This is a genomic window from Candidatus Tisiphia endosymbiont of Temnostethus pusillus (assembly GCF_964264675.1).
Classification (GTDB): domain Bacteria; phylum Pseudomonadota; class Alphaproteobacteria; order Rickettsiales; family Rickettsiaceae; genus Tisiphia.
In genome coordinates, this window is sequence record NZ_OZ183472.1 from 215,671 (window position 1) to 239,936 (window position 24,266).

General features: G+C 32.1%; 20 protein-coding genes and 1 other RNA gene. 12 read left to right on the forward strand and 9 right to left on the reverse strand.

The genetic code is table 11. The features are described 5' to 3' along the window. Window positions 1-62 precede the first annotated feature (62 nt). A complete protein-coding gene (locus ACFEL2_RS01130) occupies window positions 63-713 on the reverse strand; it encodes an MJ0042-type zinc finger domain-containing protein (protein ID WP_341751341.1) in 651 nt (216 codons plus the stop codon). A 95-nt stretch (window positions 714-808) separates the two neighbouring features. Between ACFEL2_RS01130 and dapD the strand changes: the two genes are divergently transcribed. The 6 genes from dapD to ACFEL2_RS01160 all read left to right on the forward strand — a co-directional run bounded on the left by dapD (window position 809) and on the right by ACFEL2_RS01160 (window position 6,330). Next, entirely contained in the window at window positions 809-1,630 is an 822-nt protein-coding gene (gene dapD, locus ACFEL2_RS01135) for a 2,3,4,5-tetrahydropyridine-2,6-dicarboxylate N-succinyltransferase (protein WP_341751340.1), read from the forward strand. Window positions 1,631-1,752: 122 nt separating this feature from the next. Beyond that, a complete protein-coding gene (gene uppS / locus ACFEL2_RS01140; protein ID WP_341751339.1) occupies window positions 1,753-2,442 on the forward strand; it encodes a polyprenyl diphosphate synthase in 690 nt (229 codons plus the stop codon). Next, a complete protein-coding gene (locus tag ACFEL2_RS01145; protein ID WP_375332039.1) occupies window positions 2,429-3,091 on the forward strand; it encodes a phosphatidate cytidylyltransferase in 663 nt (220 codons plus the stop codon). Before uppS ends, ACFEL2_RS01145 begins: the two co-directional genes overlap by 14 nt. Continuing rightward, complete coding sequence (locus tag ACFEL2_RS01150; protein ID WP_375332040.1) at window positions 3,088-3,405, forward strand: FtsB family cell division protein; 318 nt, start codon at window positions 3,088-3,090, stop codon at window positions 3,403-3,405. Before ACFEL2_RS01145 ends, ACFEL2_RS01150 begins: the two co-directional genes overlap by 4 nt. A 14-nt stretch (window positions 3,406-3,419) precedes the next feature. Beyond that, the gene (locus tag ACFEL2_RS01155; protein ID WP_375332351.1) at window positions 3,420-4,031 is read left to right on the forward strand and encodes a ribonuclease D; all 612 of its coding nucleotides are present in this window, start codon (window positions 3,420-3,422) and stop codon (window positions 4,029-4,031) included. 223 nt (window positions 4,032-4,254) lie between these two features. Beyond that, window positions 4,255-6,330, forward strand: coding sequence for an ATP-dependent DNA helicase RecG (locus tag ACFEL2_RS01160; protein WP_375332041.1), 2,076 nt, complete (start codon window positions 4,255-4,257; stop codon window positions 6,328-6,330). Window positions 6,331-6,334: 4 nt separating this feature from the next. On the opposite strand, the gene ACFEL2_RS01165 is transcribed toward ACFEL2_RS01160, so the two are convergent. Beyond that, window positions 6,335-7,987: a hypothetical protein gene (locus tag ACFEL2_RS01165; protein ID WP_375332042.1), complete on the reverse strand. Its 1,653-nt coding sequence runs from the start codon at window positions 7,985-7,987 to the stop codon at window positions 6,335-6,337. A gap of 193 nt (window positions 7,988-8,180) precedes the next feature. Here ACFEL2_RS01165 and ACFEL2_RS01170 point away from each other — a divergent pair, with 193 nt between their 5' ends. Both ACFEL2_RS01170 and ACFEL2_RS01175 read left to right on the forward strand, forming a co-directional pair. After that, window positions 8,181-8,903, forward strand: coding sequence for an alpha/beta hydrolase (locus ACFEL2_RS01170; protein WP_341751333.1), 723 nt, complete (start codon window positions 8,181-8,183; stop codon window positions 8,901-8,903). Window positions 8,904-8,940: 37 nt separating this feature from the next. Beyond that, window positions 8,941-11,022 (forward strand): hypothetical protein, encoded by a 2,082-nt coding sequence (locus ACFEL2_RS01175; RefSeq protein WP_341751332.1) that lies wholly within the window; start codon window positions 8,941-8,943, stop codon window positions 11,020-11,022. A gap of 223 nt (window positions 11,023-11,245) precedes the next feature. Here the strand turns inward: ACFEL2_RS01175 and ACFEL2_RS01180 are convergent, their stop codons facing one another. The 7 genes from ACFEL2_RS01180 to ACFEL2_RS01210 all read right to left on the reverse strand — a co-directional run bounded on the left by ACFEL2_RS01180 (window position 11,246) and on the right by ACFEL2_RS01210 (window position 20,503). Further along, the gene (locus tag ACFEL2_RS01180; protein WP_375332038.1) at window positions 11,246-12,283 is read right to left on the reverse strand and encodes an IS630 family transposase; all 1,038 of its coding nucleotides are present in this window, start codon (window positions 12,281-12,283) and stop codon (window positions 11,246-11,248) included. 68 nt (window positions 12,284-12,351) lie between these two features. Next, window positions 12,352-14,577: a DNA translocase FtsK gene (locus ACFEL2_RS01185; protein ID WP_375332043.1), complete on the reverse strand. Its 2,226-nt coding sequence runs from the start codon at window positions 14,575-14,577 to the stop codon at window positions 12,352-12,354. A 15-nt stretch (window positions 14,578-14,592) separates the two neighbouring features. Continuing rightward, window positions 14,593-14,751: non-coding RNA, 6S RNA (gene ssrS / locus ACFEL2_RS01190), on the reverse strand. 42 nt (window positions 14,752-14,793) lie between these two features. Next, window positions 14,794-15,111: a cell division protein ZapA gene (locus ACFEL2_RS01195; RefSeq protein WP_375332044.1), complete on the reverse strand. Its 318-nt coding sequence runs from the start codon at window positions 15,109-15,111 to the stop codon at window positions 14,794-14,796. Between the two features lie 2 nt (window positions 15,112-15,113). Continuing rightward, entirely contained in the window at window positions 15,114-15,323 is a 210-nt protein-coding gene (locus ACFEL2_RS01200) for a hypothetical protein (protein ID WP_341751306.1), read from the reverse strand. Between the two features lie 5 nt (window positions 15,324-15,328). After that, the gene (locus tag ACFEL2_RS01205; RefSeq protein ID WP_341751307.1) at window positions 15,329-15,673 is read right to left on the reverse strand and encodes a helix-turn-helix transcriptional regulator; all 345 of its coding nucleotides are present in this window, start codon (window positions 15,671-15,673) and stop codon (window positions 15,329-15,331) included. A gap of 6 nt (window positions 15,674-15,679) precedes the next feature. Continuing rightward, a complete protein-coding gene (locus tag ACFEL2_RS01210) occupies window positions 15,680-20,503 on the reverse strand; it encodes an NAD-glutamate dehydrogenase (RefSeq protein ID WP_375332045.1) in 4,824 nt (1,607 codons plus the stop codon). Between the two features lie 323 nt (window positions 20,504-20,826). On the opposite strand from ACFEL2_RS01210, the gene mnmE reads away from it, so the two are divergent. The 4 genes from mnmE (at window position 20,827) to ACFEL2_RS01230 (ending at window position 24,248) form a co-directional block, all read left to right on the forward strand. Next, window positions 20,827-22,245: a tRNA uridine-5-carboxymethylaminomethyl(34) synthesis GTPase MnmE gene (mnmE, locus tag ACFEL2_RS01215; RefSeq protein ID WP_341751309.1), complete on the forward strand. Its 1,419-nt coding sequence runs from the start codon at window positions 20,827-20,829 to the stop codon at window positions 22,243-22,245. Between the two features lie 3 nt (window positions 22,246-22,248). Then, window positions 22,249-23,193: a tyrosine recombinase XerC gene (locus ACFEL2_RS01220; RefSeq protein WP_341751310.1), complete on the forward strand. Its 945-nt coding sequence runs from the start codon at window positions 22,249-22,251 to the stop codon at window positions 23,191-23,193. Between the two features lie 63 nt (window positions 23,194-23,256). After that, the gene (gene dksA, locus ACFEL2_RS01225) at window positions 23,257-23,676 is read left to right on the forward strand and encodes an RNA polymerase-binding protein DksA (protein ID WP_341747613.1); all 420 of its coding nucleotides are present in this window, start codon (window positions 23,257-23,259) and stop codon (window positions 23,674-23,676) included. A gap of 281 nt (window positions 23,677-23,957) precedes the next feature. Continuing rightward, window positions 23,958-24,248: a SemiSWEET family sugar transporter gene (locus ACFEL2_RS01230; RefSeq protein WP_341751311.1), complete on the forward strand. Its 291-nt coding sequence runs from the start codon at window positions 23,958-23,960 to the stop codon at window positions 24,246-24,248. Window positions 24,249-24,266 lie beyond the last annotated feature (18 nt).

Here is a 24,266-nt window from a genome sequence, read left to right on the forward strand (position 1 = left end):
TCGAACTTCCGGTTATGTTATGGGAGTATTTGAATTGATTATAAGTCTCTTTCAAAAGAAGTCTAATGTAATATGAAATCCAAACTATTACCAAGCATAATATTTAACAACTCACTTGCACGAGGAACTACATCAAGATACGTAGCGATGTCGATATGTTGCTTAGGTGGCAATTTAATATTTTTTTGATTCATTATATAGGATTTTACTGTTACATATTTTTTATTGAGCAATCTAACCCGAATAAGTGGTATTGTCACATCATGGTCAGAAGTATTACTTATCCTGTAGGACACTTTAATTTGTCCCATTTCTTTATTTTGTTCAACATGTATATTTCTTATAGTTAATATATTATTATTCTCTTTATACAGAGCTGGTATATTAAACTTCTCGTGAAATAACATTAATAATAAGAAGACAATTAAACTAAGCCACAATAATATAGATAAAATATGCGATTGCTCAGGAATTTTAGTTGGTAATAAAGCCGGTAAGTTAGTACCTTTAGTTGAATATATTTTATTATTTTCATTAGTGCTAGCGTTTTTTGTGGTATTATCTGATATAATGGGAGGTTCTTGCTGATCAAGCTCTGCCTTTTGATACCATATATGGTGGCATTTTGAACATTTGACCTTCCTACCAGTCATACCTATTTGTTCTTTTGAAACTATAAAGGTAGTGTTACAATTTGGGCAAGCAATACTCATTTACGTGATCTAATTTGTATACTCAAATTTGAGTATATAGGTTGACTTAAAAATAAAGTAAATTATGATTTTTTTTACAATTTAGCAAGGATGTTATGCAAAAACATATTAATACTATAGAAGAATTTTGGCAAATACGCGATAAATTAACTCAAGATGCAGAAAAAACTAATTATGCCAAACAAATATTGAATAATATTATTGATGGTTTAAATCAAGGATTAATTAGGGTTTGTGAAAAAGAAGGGGCTGATTGGCGAGTTAATCTTTGGGTAAAAAAAGCAATTTTATTACATTTTATTGTAACTGATTCGCAAATCCATTCTGGTGATTGTATGAAATGGTATGATAAAATTGCTCCCAAATTTGCTACAAATCATAATGAAGAATTATTTAGAACCCATGGCTGTCGTATCGTTCCCGGAGCATTTATAAGAACGGGGACATATTTAGCTAAAAACGTTATTGTTATGCCTTCTTTTATTAATATAGGTGCATATATAGGAGAAGGAACAATGATTGATACTTGGGCCACCGTAGGATCATGTGCACAAATAGGAAGGAATTGTCATATTTCTGGCGGAACAGGTATTGGTGGGGTACTAGAGCCAATACAAGATACCCCGGTAATAATTGAAGATAATTGTTTTATAGGTGCAAGATCAGAAATAGCAGAAGGGGTTTTAGTAGAAGAAGGAAGTGTAATTAGTATGGGAGTATTTATTGGTGCATCTACCAAGATAGTAGATAGGGAAAGTGGAAAAATAATTTATGGTAGAGTTCCGGCCTACTCAGTTGTAGTACCAGGCAGCTTACCTGCTGATTCAGGAAAACCAAGTTTATATTGTGCAGTAATCGTTAAACAGGTGGATAAAGGAACTAGAAGTAAAGTATCCATAAATGATCTATTACGATGAAAATTTCCTATAACTGACCGCAAATATATGTTCATTAATGGCATTTCTGTGTTATTATATAGCTAACCTGAGCCATAGTAATGGTGATAACTTCGAGTCATCCCAGCGTATATACAATAAATATGAATACAATCAACAAAGTAAATCATTTAGCCATTATCATGGACGGTAATGCAAGGTGGGCTTTAGAAAAAGGCTTACCAAAATCTGAGGGACATAGAGCAGGTGCTAATAGAGTAAAGAAATTATTACCAGATTTTATAGAACTTAATATACCTTACGTGACACTTTATACTTTCTCATCAGAAAATTGGCGTAGGTCAAAGACTGAAGTGACATTTTTACTAAAATTATTACGTTATTATCTAAAAAATGAGACTACACTACTACACGAAAACGGAGTCAAAATAAAAGTTATCGGTAGATTGGATATGTTAGATAATATGTTACAAAAACAAATCCATGATGCTATAGAATTAACAAAACATAATAATAACATAACTCTTTGTATTGCTTTTAGTTACGGCGGGCGAGCAGAGATTGTTGACGCATGTCAGAAAATCATCAATTCTAGTAAAACACAAATTAGCGAGAATGAGTTTGGTAATTATCTATATGATCCAAGAATGCCTGATGTAGATTTGTTAATTCGTACTGGTGGTCTATGTAGAATCAGTAATTTTCTACTATGGCAAGCTGCCTATGCTGAACTATATTTTTTACCTAAATACTGGCCTGACTTTAACAAACAAGATATACTAGAAGCGTTAAACGATTATTCAAAAAGAAAAAGGAATTTTGGTGCTAGATAAGAGGTCTAATATAGTAGTAAGAATATTATCAGCCCTAGTAATAGGACCAGTATTTATTATAGCGATAATGTTCATTAAGTCATTATTTAATATAGTTATGTTATTAATTGCCATAATTATGTTATATGAATGGTATCAAATGACAAAATCGTCCTTTTTTCATATATTACTGGGTCTTGTTATCATTCCCATTCCCACTATATCTTTAATAATAATTGCTACTGAAGATAAAAATCGATGGCTATTATTACTATATTTCATTATAATATGGTCAGTTGATATATTTGCTATGATTGGTGGGAAGAATATAGGTGGACCTAAGTTGACCTCCAAGATTAGTCCTAACAAAACTTGGAGTGGATTAATCATAGGGGTATTAGCTAGTGGGCTTACGGCGTTTTTATTAAGTTTAGTACCTAGCTTTAACTTACCAACTGACTATTTATTAAACAAACGGCACTTAATTATAGCAGCTATTTGTTTAGCACTAATAGCACAAATGAGCGATTTATTTATTTCATATTTTAAGCGTAAATTTGCTATAAAAGATACTGGCACTATAATACCAGGTCATGGCGGTGTTTTAGACCGATTTGATAGCATAATTCTTACCGCCCCAATATTATTTTTTATTATTAAAATATTATGAATTATCAATATTTTATTGATTCAGTTAAAAATTCTAAAAAGATAATATTTAATGTTTTGCTATCTTTATTATTAGCTTATTTTATCTTCCATTCTATTTGTGGTAATAGAGGAATTATTGCTTATTTTACATTAAATCAACGACTCGAAAAAACCTATAGTGAACTAGAAACTTTAAGGGCAGAACGTGTTGAACTTGAACATAAAGTAACACTACTTAGACCGGAATCTCTAGATAGAGATATGCTTGACCAAGAAGCAAGAAGAGTTTTAGGAGTAGCATCGCCAAAAGAACAGGTTTTTACCATAAAATAATTTAGGAGGTTATTATTAGTATTATAGTTTTTCAGAATGATCTCCCGGAAGATTTTAATATTGCAGGAGACCTAGCAATCGATACAGAAACGATGGGATTAAACTTACATAGGGATAGGTTATGCCTTTTGCAACTGAGTAATGGAGATGGTAAGGCTTACTTAGTAAACTTTATTGACAAGAATTACGCAGCACCTAATTTAAAAAAACTATTGCTTGATAAGAATCGATGCAAAATATTTCACTATGCTAGATTTGATTTAGCAGCAATAAGAAAATATCTTGGAATAGATTTGGAGAACATATTCTGTACAAAGATATCTTCTAAACTAGTTAGAACCTATACTGATGCTCATGGTTTAAAAGACTTATGCCGTGAATTACTTTCAGTCCAAATTTCTAAACAACAACAATCTTCCTACTGGGGAAGGTTGGATCTTACAGCTGAACAAAAAGAATATGCTGCCAAAGATGTCCTTTACCTACATCAACTTCGTGCTACCTTGCAAGATATGTTACTGGCCGAAAATAGGTTAGATATTGCAAAACAAATTTTTAAGTTTTTACCTATTAGAGCCAACTTAGACCTAGCAGGATGGAACGATATTGATATTTTTATGCACTAAACTCTAGATGCTGTAAATAAAATATAGTTATTATTGACCTGAGTTCGATGTAACAAATTAATATACTCTTCTGCTCCTACGAATTGTTTTTTGAAAATATCATGGACTCGCAGGCGTAACTATACTATATGTATGCTACGCCTGCTCACCATTCATTTTCAAATCCAATTTTTCAAATCATTTGAGTATATTACATCGAATTCAGGTTAATTAAAAAAATAATATGTTAACTATCAATAAGTTTTTTTTCTTACCAATTAAATCACGTATTAACGTTGGTGATAATATAATTATTGGACTTAAAAGATTGGGAATAATCAATTTAAGAGATTTGTTATTTTACCGCCCTACTTCTTATCAAGTTAAAATAATTTCACCAAATTTATCTTCACTAAAAAATGGTCAGTTAATTCAAACTGAAATAACAATTGAAGAAGTGCTTGTGCCTAAGAACAAAAAACAGCCTTTGAAAATCTTAGGATACAATGAGACCGGCTCAATTCTGCTGATATTTTTTAATAGACCATCTTATTTTATTCTAAGTAAACTTACAATAGGCAGTAAACATACAATTAATGGTAAGGTACAAGTTTTCTCTAGCTTACCTCAAATAGTCCACCCAATATTTATTTTGGATCAAAAACTTACCAGCCCCCTAGAACCAATATATCCTTTGACCTATGGGATAATTAATAAGCAACTTTATTCCTATATAATAAAGGGGCTTGATTTGTTTGAGAAAGAGTGGTGCTGTATTCCTGAGAGTTTTCAAGAAGTAAAGGATTATACTAAATCATTATTAGAAGATTTAAAAACTTTACATTTATATCAGGTTAAAACTAAGCAATTAGAAGAATTACATACTCAAGCTTTAAGACGACTGGCAGAAAAGGAACTTTTTGCTAACCAAATTTCATTACAATATCTCCGCCAACAAACAAAATTAAAACAAGGCAATTCATTTGCAGGGTCTAGTCAGCTACAACAAGCAATACTTAAGACATTAGGCTTTGAACTCACACCTGACCAAAAGAACGTGATTGAGGAAATTGCAAAACATCAATTATCTCCTACAGAAATGATGTGCTTACTCCAAGGTGATGTTGGTTCTGGTAAAACCCTAGTAGCTTTATTGACAATGGTCACTGTATCATACCATAAATTTCAAGCTGCACTAATGGCCCCTACCGATTTATTAGCAAACCAGCATTACCAATTCTTCGTTAAAGCCTTAAGTGAAACTGGAATAAGACTTGGTTTACTTACTGGAAAAATATCTACCAAAGAACGAAACAAAGTTCTATCAAGCTTAGAAAATGGAGATATTGATATATTAATTGGCACTCATGCATTATTTCAAGAAAAAGTAAACTTTAAAAATTTAGGTTATATCGTCATTGATGAACAGCATAAATTTGGTGTACAACAACGGTTAGATTTAATTAATAAAGCCTCTCATCCCGATGTTTTGGTGATGACCGCAACCCCTATTCCTAGAAGTCTTACTTTGACCATGTTTGGAGATATGGATATTGCTAAATTAACAAGCAAACCAAAAAATCGACTACCAATTATTACTAGCATATTGCCAAAGACCAAGCTAAATGATGTAATCTCAGTTTTAGATAAAAAGCTAAAATTTGGAGAGAAAATTTACTGGATATGTCCCCTTATCGATCAAAATGATGAAGAGTTAACAACACAGGCAAAAAATACAGGATTAACCGACATCAACACTAGACTAGTTACCATTGAGAATGCCTACCCTAACATTACAGGTACTATACATGGTAAAATGAAAAATGAGCAAAAAGATATGATTATGCACCAATTTAAGAATGGTAATATTAAAATCTTGGTTGCTACAACTGTAATTGAAGTGGGTATCGATGTACCAGAAGCAACCTTAATAGTAATAGAAAATGCTGAACAGTTTGGTTTAGCTCAGTTACATCAGATAAGAGGTAGAGTTGGACGTGGAACTTTACAATCTCATTGTATTCTTCTATATGATCCTCAAAAATTAACTATGGTTGCAAAATCTAGATTTGAAGTGATGAGAAATAGCAATGATGGTTTTTATATAGCAGAGCAAGATCTGCTCCTAAGAGGTAGCGGAGAAATATTAGGAACAAAGCAAAGTGGTGAAATAAGATTCTTTTTCGCTGATCTAGCTAGAGATTTAGACCTTTTAACTAAAGCCAATAAATTAGCAGAAGAAGGTTCAAAAGATCATTCTGAACTCTCTCTACTTCAAATAAAATTATTTGCTAGAGTAGAGTTTAATGAATTGAACTAGCAGTTCAATCGTTATTCATTCTGAAGTTATATTTAGCAGAATATTCCCACATAGGATTCCAATAGGATTCCAATAATATTTTACTAGCTTCTATACTATCTACAATAATGCCAAATTGTTGTAATGATGTTGGGTAAAAATTATGACTACCAAAATAAAAAACTTTGTCATCTACTATCCAAAACTTATTATGGCTTCTTGCATTGGTATTGATAATATGATTATAACTTATATAAGCAAGATGGAGATGCTGTTTTAATTCTTGTGCGGCTATTTTACTCTCAACATGATAATTAGAAACTATTGTATTAAGTATATAATCATATAAATATTGTAAATCTACATGATCTGAGTAATTAAATCTGAATAAGTTGCTGGTCACTATATATGTATCTACTGCATTATTATGTATAGCATATGCTATTGCTTGAATAATATTACCATTAACAGTACTAATTGGTGGCAGTATTTTATTTAGCAGTGGATAATTACTCTCTTTAAAAAATAGGGCTTGTTGGCTAATTTTGATAGAGCGAGTAGCATTTTTTAGAGCAAATACCCTTGCAATTTCTGATTGATCAGCATCATCACCAATGCCAACTCCATTGTTCAATTTACTAATAAACATTGCCTGTACAGGTAATGAACTATTAACATTAAATTCGTTATTTAAGGAAATAGCTTTAGCACATTTTGTTGAAATATACCCCTTCTTATATGTATAACAATGGTTTACTGCTATAGCTCGATGATGTTGTACATATTTCCATAATATATTAGCATAAGTTGTTGCCCCATTTACAACAGGTCCAAATATTTTAATATTGGCATCATTAATTGGCTCTGCTTGAGTGTAATCCTGACCAAATAAATTTTCTCCACCAGTGATTAATATATTACCATCCACCGCAATAATTTTGCCATGATTCCAAGAGAGATCAAGAGAGATATCATGTTGTTTCTCCTGATTTCCACAATTGGATTTAAATGTACATGACCTAATATTAGCAATTGATATAATTAGTTTATTATTGGCTGGTAATTTAGAAATAATATTATTTAAATAGCTTTTCATCCATTCAGGTGGAACTTCTTTATACGTACCATATAATAAGCGTATAGTTATAAAATGAGGAGAATTAATGCTTTTTTTACCTAGTGTTATGACAGCATTTTGCAACATAGCAGTAAATGCTCCTGAACTAAAGTAATCTTTACCGAGAGTTGTAATATCTACAGATGTAGTGGCATTAATAATTGTGTTATACATAGTGTTTAACACATTATATGCATTTGTTAAACATAATGTTCTATTATCCAAAGTAAAATCAGCAGTTTTACAAGTACTGATTCCGCGACAATCTGATTGAGTACGGCATGTTGGGACAAAAAATTGTGCATCTATCACGTTATCTGCAACTGGCGTAAGCCCTTCTCCATATTCTTCTAAAGTAGCACCCCAAATATTTGGTGTTTGCAGTAACCAATTATTTGGTATTAAATAATTGGTTGAAGGTTTATTATAGGTAATATTGTTGTAACTTGGAGATGTTATCAATAAATGTTGATATATGCTATCAATTGACAATGGCTGTGCCAAAGCGGGTTTAATCGTAAATAATAAAATTAATAGTTTAATAATTAATATATTCTTCATAGTCATTTAAACATACAAATTTGAATAATAAGAATCCTAGCAGAAATGCTAATTGATATCTAGGGGGAATTTAAAAGTCGGTCTTGTAACATTACTAACATATAGTTATCTTGAAATCTATAAAATGGCATGTTATAATTTTACTTTCTGGTCTTAGTGATCGATATAAATTAATATATTATATGTTATAATTATGGCTAACGTTTTTTTTAATGGTCCTGCCGGTCGGATCGAAGGGCTTTATACTAAATCTAGTAATCCTAAAGCTCCGATTGCTTTATTATTACATCCACATCCGCTTTACGGTGGTACTATGAATAACAAAGTGATTTACAATATATATAAATCATTAGTAGCTAATGGGTTTACAGTACTCAGAATTAATTTTAGGGGCGTTGGACGTTCCCAGGGAGAGTTTGATAATGGTATTGGCGAAATGACTGACGCGGCAACAGCACTTGATTGGCTGCAACTTAACAACCCTACTAGCAGTCTAAATTTGATAGCGGGGTTTTCTTTTGGAGCATGGATAGCCATGCAACTAATCATGAGAAGACCAGAGATTAATAATTTTATTGCGATATCTCCGCCAGTGAATAAATATGATTTTTCGTTCTTGTCTCAATGTCCTATTTCTGGCTTTGTAATACAAGGTGACAATGATAGTATTGTACCCGAAGAATCAGTGCTTGAATTAGTAGATAAATTATCTAAGCAAAAACATATAACTGTCGATTATAAGATTATCCAAGGAGCCGATCATTTTTTTCGGAACAAACTTGGTGAATTTACCCAAGCAATTAATGATTACTTACAATTAAGGTTATTGAATCATCAGGTTACGCATTTAAAGAAGGATTTTTTTACTGAAGAAAATTTAGCAAACAAACCGCTACAAAAAGTTTTCTTAGATTAACTGCAATTAACAATTAATTATAAAGAGTTAGATTTTTATGGCAACAAACCAAGAAGAAATTAAACAATCTTTACATACCCAATTATTTACAACTTTAATAAAACTTACAGAGTCAAATGGTAAAGATCAAGTTGTAAATGATAGAATCTCTAAAAAATGTGAAGAACTTGCTAGTAGTGTAATAGCACTCGCTCAAGAGCCATCAGACTCTAATATTGATTTGTATAAAAAGAAAATGCAGAAACTTACACATTCTAAATACATTGTAAGTGAAATATTAAAGGTAATAAAAGAAGCATTTCCTGGAGATCAAAATCAAGTACTAAGAGAGCTAATAGATATTCCGCTTATAGATGTGTTAGCTAAAGAAAACAAACCAGCACGTCCAAAAAAGCTAGAAGAATCCAAAAAAGATCCGCTTGAAACTATGCTACGAGATAGAATAACGGTTAAAAATACAGAATTTATAAAAAAAGGTAATAAGCAAGCTGGTGTATCTGCTGGATATATTGCTAAGGAAACCGCAACTGGTAATACTTTCATGTTAAAACGTTTCTATAAACAGCATAGGAGTTGTTTAGATCTACAGGGAGAAAAACAGCAACAGCAAGCTTTAGCAGATCGGGATGATGGTGTGCGGGAGTTAATCGGTTCTTCTATGTATCAGTTTTTATTATATGATCGCACCCCTAAAGAGGCATTAGTAGTATCTGATCAGGTCAATTCACCATCAATTGCTATACGTTCTAAATTTTTTAATAACGTGGTGCAGCTTGCAGAGTTTGCTAGGGGTACTTATACTACTAGCGTTGGAGCAAATAATAAAAACTTAAAAAAATTAGACGGTTTGGAAAAAGTCATTGCTGCTTGTCATATGTTAGGAGAATTGGATTATCATGCCGGTAATTTGATGGTGCAGGATGGGAAGACTGTAACTAAAATAGATCACGGTAGATCTTTTGAAATGTTTCACCAAGATTTTGGTGCTATGATTGAGGCAACACATAAAATGTTTTCAGAGAATGCAGTTAACTATACTGAAGCTATTAAGGCAGGTAATTTATCGTTTAACATTGAAAAATATAGTAAAGCATTAGCACAAATGACCAATCAGTTAAATGATCAGCAAATAGATGCTATAATTGATCAAAAAGTTGATGAGTTGAAAAAACATGGGTTCTCTCCAGAAGGTCTCATTGTAGCAGCTAGATTTGAAGGTAATAAATTTGAATTAAAGCAAATTAATGATTTTAATGAATTAAGTATATTTTATAAAGAGCATATCAAGGAAAATCTCAATAATATGAAAGAGATAGCAAGAGCAGCAGACACAGTAGCTAAATTTAGTAATGTACCTCCTGAATTTAAAAACGGTCAGTGGTTAGAAACTTTTGCTAAATCTCCTATTAAAGACCCAGTAGCCTATGCAGCTCACCATAATATTGAAATTGAAGGAAAAAGTGCTTTACAGTGGGCTAGCGAACATGATTATCAAATTAAAGTGCCTGCTCAACCTGTAACAACAACTGTTCAAGAACAACAATGGCAAAAGAGTCAAGATGGTAAATGGCAAGAGGTAGAAGTCTCAATGCCGAAGGTTCAAAAAAGTGTAACAAGTTTGAATCCAACAGAATATGTTGCAGATATAGACAAACGTCTTGAATCTTTTGGAAAGAAAGTTGAGGATTTCATAAAAGAAACAGTAACAGCAAGTAAAAAGATTACTATAGAAAAACTAGAAAGGTTTTACGACAAATTATTAACCCATCTAAACAAAGAAAAACACCTTACTGATGAGGATGTTAAGGCAATACAGAACGATCTGCGTTATAAAGAGAATATTGTAGCAACAGCTCACTTAATGGAAATGACGATCCCTAATTTAACTGTTGCAGATAAGATGCGTTATAAGGTAGCAAATTTTTGTGAGAAAATAGGACTCTCTAGTTTATCGAAGCATTTGATGCATAAAATTACTCCTGAAAAATTGGCTAAGATAGATGACACAGAAAAGGTTGTAGCTGAAAGCCTAAAAATTAAAGAAATATTGTTAGAACCCAAAGTAAAACTTGTAACGGTAAAATCTACACCAAAAGCTAGAATGGCTAAAGTAAGATAAACAAAAGACCTTGCAGGGTATACTCAGATAGAAAATCAAGAATTGTGTTATCATCTTCAGGGATCGTAGGTCAGAGCTATCGAAAGTTCGAAGAGGAAGAGGTTTTAGAGTTCATCATGGCAGTTTAAAAGTTATAGAAAAATAACCAAGGTCATTGCGAGGAGGAGGCGATGGAATCGCCAACGCGGCAATCTTGTGAAATAGGGACAAGTATTATACTCAATTAACCTGAAGAGTTGGCAAAATGATTAAAAGTTATAGTCTGAAATTGGTCAGTTATAAGAGTAAGCAAATTACCTTTGTATTTATCAATATTAGCAAAAAATCTATCTATAGCTTCTGAGAATTGAGCAAAATTATGGTAAAATTTATTATTTGTTACAATTCTATGCATAAATTTCCATAATCGTTCAATCGGATTAAGATTAGGGCTATAGGAAGGTAAAAATACTAATTCTATTTTGCTATTTACTAGATACTCCTTTACTTTCTTTGACTTATGATACCCAGCATTATCACAAATCAAATATATCTTCTCTTTATTAGGATTTTCTGCTTCTAATTTTTGTAGAAAATTGATTATATAATCACCGTTTACTTTAGGATTATCTGTGCTAACTAATTGCAAATCAGATAAATTAATTGCTCCTATTAAATGCTTCCTTTTCCAGCCACTAAATGTTGGTAAAGTTTTATTTTGATTCTTTCTGATCCAACCATAACGGGCTTTTGTTTGATACTGAGGATGAACGCTATCCATAAAATATATAGCTTCTTTAGCCTTGAGATTACCTTTTAACAAACTATATTCTAGCTTAAATAGTTCTTGCTTATCTATATCAAGCTTGCCGGGTACGATCTTTGGCTTCTTATATACAAAGCCTAATCTGATTAATAGTTTTGTTACTCCTGCTATTGTATAGGTAACACCGTATTTTTCTTCTATGTAATTGCTGATATCTTTGGCATAAACATAATTACATATTTCTAAATGCTCTATTAACTCTTTCTCTTCTAGCTCACTTAGCTTACTTGCACTAACACCGGTAGCTGTCTCTAATTTATTAAATTTTTGATAATCTCTTACATGCTTTCTTATAGCTTCTTCACTTAACAGCAATGCTTCTGCTATTTCTCCATAGCTCCAACCTTTATCATACAGCAAAACTGCCTTAATTCGGTCACATACTCTCCTATCTCGTTCATTACCATGACTTGACTTCAGTACCGTTCTTTGTTCAGATGTTAAAATATTTCCCATTATCATATTCTAGCTTCTTTCTTCTCTTCCTTCAACTCTTCATTTACGAGCAGTATATATATAAGAACTTAATTTTCTGGCAATAATATTTCTCTCTTACCAGTATGGTTAGGAGGAGATATTACCCCATTTTGTTCCATTTTTTCAACAAGAGTAGCCGCTCTATTATAGCCAATTCGTAAACATCTTTGTATATAACTAATTGATACTTTTCGTTCTAATTGTACGATTTGTACTGCTCTTTTATATAAAGTTTCATCACTGCTTGAATCATCTCCTAGACTTTCGGCATTTACTTCATCATCATCTAATTGCTGAGTCACTGCTGAAAGATATTCAGGTACTCCTGTTGATCTTAAATATTGGGTTACTTTTTCTACCTCTTTATCATCAACAAATGGACCATGAACCCTGGTAATCTTGGATGAATTACCCATATAAAGCATATCTCCCATACCAAGTAATTGCTCAGAACCTTGTTCACCAAGAATAGTCCTACTATCAATCTTAGAAGTTACTTTAAAACTGATACGGCTCGGGAAATTAGCTTTGATTACCCCAGTAATAACGTCAACAGAAGGTCTTTGGGTTGCCATGATAATATGAATACCTGCTGCTCTTGCCATTTGAGCTAGACGCTGTATTGACAATTCAATGTCTTTGCCAGCTACCAACATTAAATCAGCCATTTCATCAACAATTACTACAATGAATGGTAATTTTTCCATATTCATTTCAATTGTCTCATAAATAGGTTTACCGGTTTCTGGATCAAATCCTGTTTGGACAAAGCGTTCTAATATTTTACCGCTTGACGCAGCCTCCAAAATTTTAGCATTATAACCTGCTATATTTCTGACCCCAATATTTGACATTGCTCTATAACGATTTTCCATCTCTTTTACTGCCCATTTCAGGGCTACCACGGCTTTACTTGGTTCGGTAACCACTGGGGTCAAAAGATGTGGTATGCCATCATAGGTTGATAGTTCAAGCATTTTGGGATCGATCATTATTAAACGGCATTCCTCCGGGGTATAGCGGTAAAGTAGGGAAATTATCATAGCATTAATTGCCACTGATTTACCGGAGCCTGTCGTACCAGCAACTAACAAATGGGGCATTTTTGCTAAATCGGCAACAAAAGGTTTGCCAGCGAGATCCTTTCCTAGAATCAATGGTAGCATAATACTGCTATCTTGATATTCCGGTGTTTCAATTAATTCTCTTAGACAAAAGAAAGCTCTTTGTTTATTGGGTAATTCAATACCTAAAACGTTTCTACCTGGTATTACAGCTATTCTAGTTGATATCGCAGATAAAGACCTAGCAATGTCATCTGATAAACCGATAATCCTAGAAGATTTAGTACCTGCAGCTGGCTCAAATTCATATAACGTTACCACTGGACCTTGGCTAATATTAATTACCTGACCTTTAACACCAAAATCATTCAGAACAGTTAACAGCGTTTGGGCATTATGTTGTAATTCTGATGCAGTTTCTACTTTTATATTTTGACTGTCAGCTTGTTTTAATAATTCGATAGGGGGCAAGTATGGTAATTCGCCATTTTCTTTTTTGAATGGAGATTGTTGTTTTGAACAATGGGAGTGTATGTCATTATTTTTTTCTTGTAATGCATCTATTTTATGAGCATACGTTGCTTCTTCTTGATTAATAAAAGGAGTCTTTTTTGTCAGAACTGGTTTAGTTGAGTTGCTATTTGTTGATATTGTAGGTAAAAGTATAAATTTTTTATAAGGTATTAGTTTGAATAATTTAATTATAGCGATCCCAAAAACTGAAAATTTTATTTCAGTTAATAAAAATAATAAAATAAATGTAGTAATAATTAAAACGTAATCGGCTCTAGCGTCCAATTGCTTGATTATTGGATAAATAATAGTACCTGTTGTCCCACCTGCACCTGCCGGTAAATAATTAATTTTTATATTAGTGCAGACTATCGATAATGATATAATTGACAGCAGCATCACAATTATCCTGACGGTAGCCCATTTCTTCTTTAAATGCCATACACTCAGAGACCAAAAAATACAACAAATTGGTAAAATAAAGGACGCTATACCAAAAAACTGGTAAAAAATATCTGCCAAATAAGCACCGAAATGACCTAATAAATTGCTAGGATATTTGTCTGTGACAGAATTAAAGGAAGGATCATTTGGATTATAAGTCACTAGTAATAGAGCAGTAGAACAGCCCACCAGCATTAATAAAGCAGACTGCACTCTATTATTAGTAAAAATCCTGTTTATGTAATATAGCACAAAAGTTGCCTAAAAAAATGAACCACTTCGGTCGTTGCCTAAGATCCTCAAAGAACCTGTATGTAAGGTGGAATCCATATATCTGTATAATAGATTCAGACAGGGACGGTTTCCTAATAATAAAAATTATAGTCCCGGGGCAATACGTTAAGCTCACGAACCAAGCAGCCCATTACATTTCAAACATTGATGTTTCATACACGGGATTATATAATATCACTTTCCAATCTTTCTTGCAAGGTCTTCTAAATATCCCGCTATAGTACTTAACGTTTCTGCAAATCTTTCTTCTTCGGGAAGTATATCAGCACCATCAATTTTAGCAATTTTGTTAGTCAAGTTTTGCACTTGTTCTTGTAAACTCAATGCAGACATAACTAATAATAGTTCAAATGATGCTGATGGGTTAACTTTTTTTATCTGAGCAATATTTTCATTTAATTTGGCTGCAAGATTGTATAATTCTTCTCTTGATCCTTCACTACATGCGAGTTGGAAAGTTTTGCTACCAAGTGTTATTGTTACTATAGACATCTTTATGTATTTTTATGTTTTATTGCTTCAAGTTCAGCAATATATATGGCTATTTGCTCAAGTATTTTTGCATAATTATCCCTGAGCTGTTTATTTTCATCCTGCAGTTTATTGATTTCTTCATGCTGTCTAGCGATATTTGATAAGAGACCTTCAAGACCTTGATCCACTTCTTGCATTAACTTAAGTAATAAATCATTAGTTATTTTCATTCAGATTATAATATTAAGTGATAAATTATTGGAATTATTATTAATATTAAAACAGAAATAATAATTAGTTGTTTTTTCCATTTATAGTCCAATATCATTGGATCTGACCTATTTCTGAGGTCAATATCTTTTGAAGATTCCTGATTGTCTTTTTCACTGAGATTTACATCTATCCCTAAATAGTTTGAGTATAATTTAAGATAACCTTTTACATAAACTTCCGCTGGCATCGAACTAAAATCCTCCTCTTCAAGAGCTACCAAATATTGCTTCCTAATCTTCAAATAGCTAGATATTTCTTCAAGAGTTTTACCAGATTCTATTCTCGCTTGTTTTAGGGATGACGACATAACGCATTACTCAAGCTTACGCAAAAAAGTTTCAAATTTTTTGTTTGCTAAAATTAAAATATTTAAGTCAATAGTTTCTTGCAATCTAATTCCTTTTATAAAATCTAAAAAAATACATGCGGCATCTATATTATTATCAATCCATAACTCTAAATCAATATTTAATTTAGAGTTGTTAATTATTTTAGCCAATAATTGTCTTTGTTTATCATATAAGTCATCTTTTAATGATTGAATTGATAATCTATTCCAGTAGGAATCATTTAGTTGTTTATCACAAGATTTACGAAGCCAATCAATACTAAATTTATTACCAGTAGTGAAATATAAATTAGCAACATCATTATTTTTAGCTTTTGTCTTTTTTGCAATATATATTATATCAAAGACAGACACTAGGCTGTCAAGAGTTGCAATCCTGCGAGCTACTTCATCTGTCACTCCTGATAAAGTATATTGCTTAACTTTATTATCGAATTTGTTTTTTGCTTCTCCTAAAAGAAGATTACCAACCACTTTACTAAGCATTCTAGCTGGTTCATAAAATTCATCAATGGTATTGCTAATATTGATAGGATGTTTTATATGCTTTAGAAACCAAGAGATACCTCTACGCATAATTTTAGCAAGCTCAGTGAACATGTCAATTTTAACTTTATGATCTATATTACTTGCTAGAGATTCTACTATAGCCCATAGATTATCTAAATCAAAAATTTCACAGATAATAGTATACGAACGAACTATATCACAAAGAGCAGCCTGAGTTTCACGTTTTATAAGATTAAGTGATGGTCCGCCTAATTGATTAACAATTTTATTTGTTACAACGGTTCGAATAATTTCATGTTTAAGCGGATGAGCTAAAATTTCCTCACGGAATTTTTCTTGCATTAGTTTTGGAAAATAATTAATCAGATAAGATTCAAAATACTTATCTTTTGAAAATGTTGCTGTTATTAAATCATGATAGACTGAGCGTTTACTATAAGAAAGTAATACACAAAGCTCGGGACGGGTCATATTTTCCTTATTAACTGCCCTTTTACTGAGTTCTTCCTGAGTTGGTAAGAACTCAACAGTTCTATTAATTAATTTTTCTTCTTCTAAAGTATCAATAAATTGGCTAAATACTCCGATAGTTGAAGTACTAGATAATTGCATTATATCAAGTGCCTGAGTTTGTTTATAGTTATCAACTAGAACCAGTTCCTCGACGTGTTTTGTCATAGTAAATAAGAACTTATTACGTTCTTCTAAACTAATCTTATTAGAGGACATAGCCTGATTAAGAGCAATTTTGATATTTACCTCATGATCCGAACAGTCAACACCAGCTGAATTATCAATGAAATCAGTATTTATTCTCCCGCCTAGCTTGCTATATTCTATTCTACCTTGTTGTGATACGCCAATATTTCCTCCTTCTCCTATTACTTTAGCTCTGATATCTTTACCATTGACTCTAAGATTATCATTTGCCTTATCGCCTATCTCTAAGTGACTTTCTGTTGAAGCTTTTATATAGGTTCCTATACCGCCATTCCAAAGCAAATCAACTTCTGCTTGTAGGATAGCTCTAATCAGATGTTCAGGAGATGATTCGTTAATGTTTATCTTTAGCAATAACTTGGCTTCTAGGGATAATGATATAGACTTACTGCTTCTTTCAAAAACTCCGCCACCTTTTGAAATTAATTGTTGATTATAGTCAGACCAATTTGATGTAGGTAACTTGAATAGTCGCATACGTTCATTGAAACTAATAATTGGATCAGGTTGTGGGTCAATAAATATATGTTTATGATTAAATGCCGCAACAAGTTTTATGGTATTAGACCTAAGCATGCCATTACCAAAAACATCCCCAGACATATCGCCAATACCAACAACAGTAATAGGATCTTTTTGTACATCAATACCCATAGCATGGAAATGGCTTGCTACAGAAATCCAAGCTCCTTTTGAGGTAATAGCCATTTTCTTATGATCATAACCTACTGATCCACCGGAAGCAAAAGCATCGCCTAACCAAAAATTATATTCAGCCGATACACTATTTGCATAATCCGAGAACGTTGCCGTACCTTTATCGGCTGCAACCACGAGATATGGATCTTCTTGGTCGTAGATAATAGTATTTTTTGGCTGAATAACTTTACCATCAACTATATTGTCAGTAATATCAAGTAATCCACGGAGAAAATTTTTATAACACTGCACCACTCTTGCCATATATTCTTGGCGAGTCATATTATCATCAGTGAAATTAACGAAAAATCCACCTTTTGAGCCAACAGGTACAATAACTGAATTTTTGGTCATTTGGGCTTTCATTAGTCCTAATACTTCTACTCTATAATCCTCACCTCTGTCAGACCATCTAATACCTCCGCGAGCGACGACGCCCCCTCGTAAATGGATAGCTTCAAAATCATTATCGTAAACAAATATTTCGGCAAATGGTACTGGCAAAGGCAAGTGAGGAACTTTTTGCGAGTCAAATTTAAAAGAAAAATAATTTTTACTGACTGTACTATGCTTGTTAGCTGAACTGTTTAAGTCATTAGAGCTAGGCTGATAACAGTTAGTTCTTGTAATAGCTTCAATAATATCAAACATTTGTCTTAGAACCTTATCCTCACTACTGCTAGTAATTGTGGTAAGATAGTTAAAAATATTATCTTTTATAGTTTTTGCACGTGCATCTGAGCAATTTGCGGGATTAAATTTAGTATCAAACAAATCAACCAACATTTTAGTATATAAAAAATGCTTTATTAAGGTCAACTGAACGTAGCCCTTGCCATAGACAAAGCCGGTTTGATGTAAATATCTAGTTAATGCTTTAACCAACTTAACTTGCCACCAATTAAAGCCCGATAACACTATTAATTTGCTTAAAGAATCATTAGCCAAAAGTCCAAGATATATCTTATCTAGAGCCTCTTCTACGTTTGCTTTAAGTAAATCAATATTGCTTTCAATAGTTATCAATGTTTCGAGAGTGAACTCATATATCCAACTTTCTTCAATATCTCCTGCTCCTTTTATGGTAAAGCTTTGTTCATCTATAGCTTTGAATCCCAAATTTTCTATAGATGGTAATAAGTCTGAAAGAGCTAATTTAGGTGTTGGGCTGTAAATTTTTAGCTGGAACTCTTTATTATTTATAGCAATTAAATTAAATATCGGTTTGCGATAAATACTAGCTTCCTTTAAATAGTCAATATCTATTAAAGCTGTTTGTCCATTAAATTTTTCTCTATAGTCGATAGGAAAAATTGGGTCAAAAAGCTTAAAATTTACTCCCCCTTGGTATTCACCAAATTCTTTACATAACTTTTGGTAAAAATCCTCACTCCAACGAGTGGAGAGCTTATCTAATTCTTGCTCTATTAGTTCAACATCAAAATCAATATTCTTTTTACCCTGTAGCTCCAACGTAATAAATAAATATGAAAAATTTTCTACCACTTCTGCAGTATAATCTAAAAGTATTAGACCACTAAGTATATTTGATAAATAATAATTTATGCTACTATGTACTTCTAGTGTCAAACGATCTCTTGGTAAAAATATTATGACATTAATAAACGAACCAGACCAATCTTGCTGAATAAATAATTTGAGTTTTTTACTCGTTATCCCTGAGAATACGTGTAAGCACATACAGTATAGATCACCTTCATCAATTTGTATCAAAGCTTCTTTAGGCAGAGATTGAATTATATTTTTAAGTTTCTTGGTATTATATCCACCAATCGGGAAAGCGGCTTTATCTACAACAAATTTTAGTTTTTGTCTCAGTATGGGAATATCAGTAACTAATTGATAATACATTGCAGAGCTATATAAGCCAAAAATTATACTACCTGAATGATATTTTTTTTCCTGATCAATTTTCTTAATTAAAATATAATCTACTAAGTTACTTCTATGTACTTTTGATAAGATATTAATTTTACCTAAAATAATTAGTTTATTTTCATGTAATGAATTTGCTGAACGTTCTATAATATCAAGCACTTCACCACTATTTTGCCATATCTTTTTAATACCATCTTCCAATGAAAAATTTTTAGAAGTTAGATCAAAGTTAATCATACCTAGAAAAGTAAAATTATCATCTTTTAACCAATCTAAGAAATTTATAGATTCATGATAATCTAAATGATTCTCATTATATAATTGCTGATTATTTTGGATATCGTTTGAAATTAACGTCACTCTGTTTAAGATTTTAGACCATACATTATAAGTAGTATCTACCTGATCTAGAACTTCATTTAAAGTCATTTCCAAAGAGCTAATATCTTTTTGATCAAAACTTCCTAGTATAGTGATATGGACTAAAGATTCCTCTCTATCTTTCTTTATATCCAATATTTCTTGTAAGTTACCATCATTGTTCCTTACACAAGCTATAATAGGATGAAGTAAAAATTTAGCTTTTAAATTTAGACTTGTTAATAAACAAATGATCGAATCAACTATAAATGATTTGTTATCATTCAGTAGCAAAATATTAATTGCAGGATCATTTTCAATTACTGTACTGACAATCTGCAACTTTCTTTTATCAGGCTGTTTTTCTTGAAAGAACTGAAAGGCCTTATTTGTAAACTCATCAAATAATTCTAGTCTATCTCTAAATCTATAGTCTACAGGGATATAAGCTAGAAATTTCTGTACAAACTTACTATAAAGAGGGGTGCTATAAAATGGATTCCCATTTTTTACTGTACTCAGTGATAAAATTTCTGATTTATAATTAGGAACTTGACAGGTAAGCTTACTCAAAGCTAAAGATGTCTTTTCTGTTGTCATAGCTGTTACCAAACTTTATAATTGTTTCAATAGATTACCAAGTAGGCAACAAGTGTTTAAATAGCTTAAATTAGGAATAATATCACAGTATACTCGATGTCATATATGGACAAAGTTCATGCAATCATTCCTACTTCCCTTAATGTCATTCCTGAGCAGGCAGGGATATAGATTTCCGCTGCAGCTCGAATGACATTAAGTAATATAGTCCCCTGTCAAAGCGGAAATGACATCTTTGTGTAGAATTTAAGTTGTTTAATTCTTGTCTACTTGCTATTGATTATAATTAAATAAATTACTTAAGCAAGAGGATCACTACTATTGTGGAAACTATTTTCGCTCAAAGCTCTAAACTAGGAAAAGCTGGTGTTGCAGTCTTTCGTATCTCTGGACCTAAAAGCCTATTTGCCTTAAAACATTTGCTTAATAATAATATAGAGTTTGTTCCAAGAATTATGTACTGTAAAAAACTCATAAATCCTAAGAATCAAGAATTAATTGATGATGCGGTGGTAGTATACTTCCAAGCTCCAGCTAGCTTTACTGGAGAAGATGTAGTAGAAATATATACACATGGCAGTATAGCAATTGCTGCCATGCTAACTGAAACATTGTTAACCATCGATGGTTTAAGAATGGCAGAGCCTGGAGAGTTTACCCGTAGGGCGTTTTTAAATGGCAAATTTGATTTAACTGCAGCAGAAGGTATTGCTGATTTAATTGAAGCAGAAACTGTTTGGCAACATAGGCAGGCGGTTAAACAAGTTGGCGGAGGACTTGAAGAACTTTACAATGGGTGGAGACAAACTTTACTGACCATCATCGGTTTCCTAGAAGCTTATATTGATTTCCCCGATGAAGATATTCCACAAGAAATATTAAATAGAGTTATGACTCTTAGTGGTGAACTTAAATATGCTATAATAAAACACCTTAACGATAATAGACGGGGGGAGCTGCTTCGAACCGGTATTAAATTGACTATTTTAGGAACTCCTAATGTTGGTAAATCTAGCTTACTTAATTTCTTGATGCAAAGAGACGTTGCTATTGTATCAAACATTGAAGGTACAACTCGTGATATAATTGAGGGGCATCTAGATATAGGAGGATACCCAATTATATTACAAGACACGGCTGGTATAAGGTCTAGTAATGATCTAATAGAGCTAGAAGGTATCAAACGTGCAATTGAGTCAGCAAAAATGGCTGATATCAAAATAATTATGCTTGATGCTATAAAGTTAAGCAACTCACCCTCATATTTTGAGGAGATGGCTGATATTATAGATTTAATAGATGATAATAGCATAATGCTGGTCAATAAAATTGATCTTTTGGATAAAAGTTTGGGGCATTGTCATCCTGTTTCAGTGCGGGATATAGATCCTCGCCTACGCGGGAATGACATCATGGAAGATAGGTTGCTGCCATTAAACAAAAATTATTTAAAAATCTCTATAAAAGAAAAAATAGGACTGGATATTTTATTAAAGGAAATCGAAAATATTGCTCATAATATAGCAGGTTTAACCGAATCGCCGCATATTACTAGACAACGTCAACGAACCTGTATAGAAAAAGCGTTGGAATATTTAGAAAATTTTAATATTGAAAATGACTTAGTGCTAGCCACAGAAGATGTTAGAATGGCTATCAGAAGTTTAAGTAATGTTACTGGTAAGATTAGTGTTGAAGAAGTTTTAGGAGAGATATTTAGTAATTTTTGTATAGGTAAATGATCAATGATTCAGAAAAAAACACAAGAAGTATTAGAGCTAATAGATAAATGGCAAAAATATCTGAAATTACAAAAAAATTGTTCAGAACATACCATAATTTCTTATAAGAATGATTTAGAACATTTTCTGAATTTTATGACTCACTATAATTCTGAAATCATAACCATTAGTTCTATAAGGCAAGTTGACATAAGATTAGTACGGAGCTGGCTTTCTAAAAGGCAACAAGATAATTACCTAACAGCTTCTAACTCTAGAAGTTTGTCTGCTATAAAGAATTTTTATAAATATCTAGAGAAGACTGCTAATATCACTTGCCATGCAATTTTCTCCGTCAAAAATCCTAGGAAAGCTAAAATATTACCGAAATCTTTATCGCAGTCAGATGCTCAATTATCCATTGAACATATTGATGATTTCGCTGATTTAGAATGGGTGGAGTTAAGAAATAAAGCCCTTTTAGTGCTTATTTATGCTGCTGGGCTTAGAATATCCGAAGCATTATCTATGACTACATCTCATTTACAAAACTTAGATTTTATAAAAATAACAGGGAAGGGTAAAAAAGAACGGATAATACCATGGACACCAGTTGCTAGAAATTTAATAGAACAATATTTAAGTAAATTACCTTATAGTATAGATGAAAAAGATCCGATATTTCGAGGTAAAATGGGTAAAAAATTACAAGCTCCAGTATTTAATCGTGAACTGATAAAATTACGTCGCTTCTATGGATTATCAGAACATTTATCAGCTCATTCCTTTAGACATAGTTTTGCCACGCACTTACTTGAGAATGGAGCAGAGTTAAGGTCTATTCAGGAATTACTTGGGCATAAAAGTTTGTCAACTACCCAGCGTTATACTAAAATTAGTCTAAAACATTTGGAAAATATTTATAATAATGCTCACCCAATATCAAAATCTAAAGGGGAAGTATTATAATCTTCTTGCCATGCTTTTTAATTATAGGTTATATTATCCCATGTTTGAATATGAGAAGCCTGTATGTCTAAAATTATTTTACTAAAAGGGTATAAACCTTCCAATGATGAAGAATATATGAATCCTCAACAGTTAGAATATTTTAGACAAAAACTCCTTGAGTGGAAAAGTTCTTTACTAGAGGAATCACGAGAAACCTTAACCCATCTCAAGGAAGAAAATTGGAATGAGCCGGATTTAAATGATCGTGCGTCAATTGAAACGGATACAGCAATTGAACTTAGGACAAGAGATAGGTATCGTAAGCTTCTTGATAAAATCGAAGAAGCTTTGGTAAGGATAGAAAAAAATGAATATGGTTATTGTGAAGAAACTGGAGAGCCAATTGGCTTAAAACGTCTAGAGGCAAGACCAGTTGCAACTTTGTGTATTGAAGCACAAGAGCGACATGAGAGTTATGAGAAACAGCATATAGATATTTAACCCCAATTTCGGATTAATTTCATTAATCCGAAATTGGAATGAGAAAGTAAACAATCAGGCTTAAAGCGGTTTGACGCCTGATTGTTAAATATTTCATTTGCTAATAATCTTATTTTTATACCAATAAAAATAAGATTATTAGCGATAATAGATTAAAATGCATTCGTAGAAGCGTTTCAAGAATGCATTTTTCTGATATTTTAGCTAGTTTTGGATTAAAATTAAAAATTTTAATCCAAAACTGAGGTTATTTAGGTTCTAATAGTTAAATAGGTGCATATATGGCATGTACAGAGAAAACAAAAAATAAACTAATTATTTTTTTTGATAGGTATATGATACTTGCTGGTACAATGGGACAATATTTGTTTTATACTCAGGCCTATAAAATTTTTACTACTAAGAGTGCAGATGATTTATCTCTTGATGGTTTTCTTGTGATAATTATTGTTACTTTGAGTTGGTTAATTTATGGTATAATCCACCATAACATTACAATCATTGTTGCTCAAATAGTTGGATTAGTAGGAATGATAATGGTGGTGATTGGTATATTGCTTTATGCTTCTTGAACTCGGTCTTGGGATAAA